Annotated in this window: 5 protein-coding genes and 1 pseudogene; all 6 read left to right on the forward strand. The window is 59.2% G+C overall.

Going from position 1 to position 5,446, the window contains the following annotated elements; all coding sequences use genetic code 11:
• A partial coding sequence (locus ACFPPB_RS19985; RefSeq protein WP_377330369.1) for a hypothetical protein occupies positions 1-270 on the forward strand: 270 nt, incomplete at its 5' end.
• An 81-nt stretch (positions 271-351) separates the two neighbouring features.
• The gene (locus ACFPPB_RS19990; protein WP_377330371.1) at positions 352-1,572 is read left to right on the forward strand and encodes an HlyD family secretion protein; all 1,221 of its coding nucleotides are present in this window, start codon (positions 352-354) and stop codon (positions 1,570-1,572) included.
• A complete protein-coding gene (locus ACFPPB_RS19995) occupies positions 1,565-3,733 on the forward strand; it encodes a peptidase domain-containing ABC transporter (protein ID WP_377330373.1) in 2,169 nt (722 codons plus the stop codon). Before ACFPPB_RS19990 ends, ACFPPB_RS19995 begins: the two co-directional genes overlap by 8 nt.
• A gap of 182 nt (positions 3,734-3,915) precedes the next feature.
• Entirely contained in the window at positions 3,916-4,149 is a 234-nt protein-coding gene (locus ACFPPB_RS20000) for a hypothetical protein (protein WP_377330375.1), read from the forward strand.
• 97 nt (positions 4,150-4,246) lie between these two features.
• Complete coding sequence (locus ACFPPB_RS20005) at positions 4,247-4,582, forward strand: hypothetical protein (protein WP_377330377.1); 336 nt, start codon at positions 4,247-4,249, stop codon at positions 4,580-4,582.
• Positions 4,583-4,721: 139 nt separating this feature from the next.
• Positions 4,722-5,240 (forward strand): annotated as a pseudogene (locus ACFPPB_RS20010) (IS5 family transposase); the annotation flags it as partial.
• Between the last annotated feature and the right edge of the window lie 206 nt (positions 5,241-5,446).

Below are 5,446 nucleotides of genomic sequence, written 5' to 3' on the forward strand. Positions count from 1 at the left end.
GCGTTTGAGTTGTTCGGCCATGTACTGCTTGTCCAGCGCCTTGACCGTCTGCCAGTCGAGTCGAAACTCCTTGGCGACATCGCTGATCGATGCACCTCGACAGCGCCGTCCGACGTGCCAGGCAAACTAAATCGCCCCGGTTTTTTTGGCGGTATGCGGATTTTGTATTCGTCAGATCGAAAGAACATGCACGTTGACAAAGCCCTCGTCTGCCACGTAACAATGGCGTGCATAAACGAAACATATGCAAATGGGTGCGTCACGGCTTAGGGATATCGACGAGTAGGGGCTTACGTCTTGCCGCAGCAATTGTTCAGACAGGAAGTCGTGGATGCACGCCGTGGAGAGTGGTTGGGCTCCATCATTGTTGCCGCGCCATTGTCGCGCTGGCTGCTGACCGTATTGGCTCTGGCTCTCGCAGCCGCCATTGGGCTGTTCCTCGTATTCGGTCACTATACCCGCCGGGAAACCGTCAGCGGCCTGCTGGTGCCCAGTGCCGGCCTGCTCAACGTCACCGCGTCCGACGCCGGCACGGTCACGCACCTGCGTGTGCATGACGGCCAAGCCGTCAAGGCAGGTGAAGTGCTGCTGGAATTATCCAGCGATCAGGATAGTGCCGCACTGGGCGATACCCACGTATTGGTCGGGCAGCAACTGGACGCGCAGCGTGCCGGGCTGCAAGCGGACCTGCGCAACCAGCAGCAGTTGACGCAACAGCAAGCCGATGCCCTGCGCGCCAAGGTGGTCTTGCTGCATGCACAGTTGACGCAGATCGCCGGCCAGTTGGCCATCCAGCAACAGCAGGTCACCAGCAACCAGCAATTGCTGGCACGCGTCGAACCGCTCGGTGCTAAGGGCTATGTCTCGGCGCTGCAAATCCAGCAGCAGAAAGCCGCCGCGCTCGATGCGCAGGCGCAGTACAAGGCGTTCGTTCGTCAACAGCTGGATATGCGCCAACAACTGGATGCCGCGCAGCAGCAGTTGACGCAGTTGCCGCTGGACGCAGCCGCTAAGCGCAACGATACCGAACGCCAGCTAGCCACCGTAGCGCAGTCCATCGCCCAGAACGAACTGCAGCGCGCCGCGGTGTTGCGTGCACCGTGCGACGGCGTCGTCTCGGCCGTGCTGCTGAAGCCGGGGCAGATGGTGAGCGCCGGGCAGCCCTTGCTGTCCGTCCTGCCCGCCGGTTCGGTGTTGCAGGTGCAACTGTTGGTGCCCAGCCGCGCCATCGGCTTCATCGCGCCGGGCAACATGGTGGTGCTGCGCTACCAGGCTTTCCCCTACCAGAAGTTCGGTCAGCAGTATGGCCGGGTGACGGACATCTCGCGTAGTGCGCTGTCGCCCGCAGAAGTTACCTCACTGGTCGGGCAGCAGAGCCAGGAATCGCTGTACCGCGTGCAGGTCAAGCTGGATAAACAGGACGTGCTGGCTTACGGCAAGCCCGAGCCGGTGAAGCCTGGCATGGCGCTGGAGGCCGACATTCTCATGGATCGTCGCAGTTTGCTTGAATGGGTGTTCGAGCCGCTATACGGCATGGCGCACCATCTGTCGGAAGGGCGCGCGCATGGCTGACGGCATCCAGAACGAAGCCGCGCCACAGCTTACCTCGGGCTATCGCGCCGCGTTGCAATTTGGCTGGTCCAGTTGCCTGCCGATGATGTTGCAGACCGAGGCGGGCGAATGTGGCTTGGCCTGCCTGGCGATGGTGGCTAGCTACCACGGCCACGACGTGGACCTAGCCGGGCTGCGCCGGCGTTTCTCCACCTCGCTCAAAGGAGCCACGCTGGCCCGCGTGATGGCCATGGCCGGCCAGCTCGGCTTCGCCTGCCGCCCGCTCAAGCTGGACTTGGCTGATCTGGACCAACTGCGCACCCCCTGCCTGCTGCACTGGGACCTCAACCACTTCGTAGTGCTCAAGCGCGCAGACAGGCGCCGCATCGTCATCCACGACCCGGCACGCGGCATCCGCAAGCTTGGCTGGCGCGAAGTCTCCGAACACTTCACCGGCGTGGCGCTGGAGCTGACACCTGGCGCGGATTTCGCGCCGGTGCATGAGCGCCAGGCGGTGTCGCTGCGTGCGCTCACCGGCAAGGTACGTGGCCTGATTCCCGCGTTGGGGCAGATCCTGTTGCTGGCGCTGGCATTGGAGGTGTTTGCGCTGGCCGCGCCGTTCTACATGCAGTGGGTGCTGGATCAGGTGATGGTCTCGGCCGATCACGACTTGCTGACCTTGTTGGGTTTGGGCTTTATGGGTATCGCGGTCTTCTCGGCGCTGATCACCGCCGCGCGCTCATGGGCGGTCACCTGGCTGGGTGCCACGCTCAACGTGCAGTGGGCCAGCAACCTGTTCGGTCACCTCATGCGTCTGCCGCTGGACTGGTTCGAGAAGCGTCATGTGGGTGACGTGGTCTCGCGTTTCGGCTCCATCCAGACCATCCAGCAGACCTTGACCACGCAGTTCATCGGCTCACTTCTGGATGGTTTGATGTCGCTGGTAACCCTGGTGGTGATGGGGTTCTACAGCCTTTGGCTCACCGCGCTGGTGGCGGCTCTGTTCCTGGCCTATGGCCTGATTCGCTGGGCCTTCTTCAGCCCCCTGCGCCGCGCGAACGAAGAGCAGATCGTCTGCGGGGCGCGGCAGCAGAGTGAGCTACTGGAATCCATCCGTGGCGCCATGCCGATCAAGCTCGCCAACAAGCAGGACGAACGACTGTCGCGCTACGCCAACGCCACGGTGTCCACGGTCAACCGGACCATCGGGATTCAGCGCCTGGGCATCGCCTTCACCCTGAGCAACCAGTTGATGTTCGGTCTCGGCCGGGTGGGGATGATCTGGATCGCCGCCACGCTGGCGCTGAAGAATGCATTCTCCGCCGGCATGTTGATTGCCTTCATCGCTTACGCGGATCAGTTTACAAGTCGCGCAGCCGCCTTGATCGACAAGGCCGTGGACTTCCGCATGCTCAAGCTGCATGCGGAACGGGTAGCGGATATCGCGTTGACCGCGCCTGAGAAGCGGCTCGATGCAGCATGGAACGGTCCAACTCCCGAGGCCAGCGTCGAGCTGCGCCACGTCAGCTTTCGCTATGCCGGCGGAGAGCCGTGGATTCTGCGGAACTGCAACCTCAAGATCGAAGCCGGTGAGTCGATGGCCCTCATCGGTCCCAGCGGGTGCGGCAAGAGTACGCTGGCGAAGATCGTGCTGGGATTGCTGGAGCCCAACGAAGGCGAGGTGCTGTTCGGCGGCATCGACATTCGCAAGCTGGGGCTGGATACGTATCGTCAGTGGATCGGTGCGGTGATGCAGGACGACCAGCTGTTCGCCGGATCGATCGCCGAAAACATCAGCTTTTTCGATCCCCAGGCGACGTCGGCACGCATCGAGGCAGCTGCCCAGCTGGCCGCTGTGCACGAGGACATCGCCGCGATGCCCATGGGCTACCAGAGCCTGGTGGGTGACATGGGCTCCAGCCTGTCCGGTGGACAAAAGCAGCGAGTAATCTTGGCGCGGGCGGTGTATCGCCGGCCGAAGCTGTTGGTCTTGGATGAAGCGACCAGCCATCTCGATGTGGAGCGAGAGCGACTGGTCAACGAGGCGGTGCAGCAACTTTGGGTCACGCGAATTGTGATTGCGCATCGACCGGAGACGATGGCTAGTGCGAACAAAATTATAGTCTTGAAGGCGGGGCAGACTGAATTGACTGCAAGACGAACGAATGTTCGCAACGGTTAATGCTTGGTGGCGCTGCGATGTGCGACGGCGAACCGCTGGCGGCATATTGTTTTGATGTTGTACTTGGTGCAATAAGGGCATAGCCTTCGTGCTCCGAAATTCGAGTCGGAATACATGAAAATGTGTCGGCTCGTGGTGTGGCAAAGCGTAGTAATTTATAAATCTCACAAAGGAATGATGATATGCGCAATTTAAGTGCGGTTGAAATCGATCTCGTCTCCGGCGCAGTTAATAGAGAGGAAGTACTTGCTGGCGTTGGTGTACTCGGAGGGACGTTATTGGCCATCGCAGCACTTCCCGAAGTGCTGGTCGGTGGCGCGGTGTATGTCGCTTTCGGGGGTGCCTTTATGGGAGGTGCTGCCGGAGGTGGACTCATAGGAGACGGACTCTTTGGTCACGCTCCCAGCGCGGAATAACGCGTAGAAATCGCTGCAAGCCGGCTAGGGTGGTTGGAAAGCCTTAGCCGGCATCAAATTACCTTTGCTCAAGTTTTACCTGCTTAGGCGCCCTTATATGAATGTCCGTAAAATGCGATACTTTGCTCTTGCAGCGCTATTTTCATGTGACCTCCTCCTTGTCGCCATCACTCAAGGCAAAATTGATTTGCTCAGTGGCGTAATATTGCCAGTCGCGAATCTTGTATATATTTACGGACTTTTTGCGTCAGATAAAAACGAGCTTGTTTTATTTTACGTTCTCCAGCTTGTGGCGCTATCAGCATTTCTATCACTTATACATCTGCTGAATAAATTTGATATTATTTATTCAATTTTTTGCCTAATGGCTTATCTTGCTGCGATAGGGTTGCTCTTCCATAAATACAAAACAGCACGACCACCATTTGGATAGTCTTTAAAACATCGATTATTTATGACGACCTGATTAGCGTCGAACCTCAGCCAGGCGTCGCGCCGATTCAATTAGGGATGCTCTGATCTATTCCCGGTCTGAGGCATCATAACGACGAGTCCCCGGAAGCACACCCCCGATGAAGCGCTCGTTCGCGTCGTTGAGTTTCGATGCCAAGAAGAAGCCGACGCGCCGAGAGAAGTTTCTCGGCGAGATGGAAAAGGTGGTGCCGTGGACCGATCTGCTGGCACTAATCGAACCGAGCTATCCCACCGCTGGTCGCCGTGGCCGCCCGCCGATGCCGCCGTCGTCGATGCTGCGCATCCACTTCATGCAGCAGTGGTACGCGCTGAGCGATCCGGCCATGGAAGACGCACTGTACGAGATTGAGTCGATGCGCCGCTTCGCCGGGCTGGAGTTGAATGAGAACGCGATCCCGGATGAGACGACGATCCTGAAGTTCCGTCGTTTCCTGGAGCAGCACGGGCTGGCGGCGAAGATCCTCGAGACGGTCAATGCGCATTTGGGCCAGCAAGGCCTTTTGCTGCGCCAGGGCACCATCGTGGATGCCACGATCATCCAGGCACCGTCGTCGACAAAGAACCGCAACAAGCAGCGCGACCCCGAGATGCATCAGACGAAGAAGGGCCAACAGTGGTGTGTGTCACGAACCCTCGCGTAAGCGAGGGATGCTTTACCGAAGATGGGAGACGGCCTCCCGAAGTCGGCTTGCAGGAGTCGCCGATTCAATTAGGAAGTGCGCGTTTGAAAGACTTATCGAAGATCTGCTGAGGAGAGTGGAAGCGTAGCCGTTTTCTGGGTCGCTGGTTGAGCTTGTCTTCAATGCTCTGGATGTAAGCCTCG

Origin of the sequence: Rhodanobacter terrae (assembly GCF_042657005.1) — a bacterium.
Lineage (GTDB): Bacteria > Pseudomonadota > Gammaproteobacteria > Xanthomonadales > Rhodanobacteraceae > Rhodanobacter > Rhodanobacter terrae.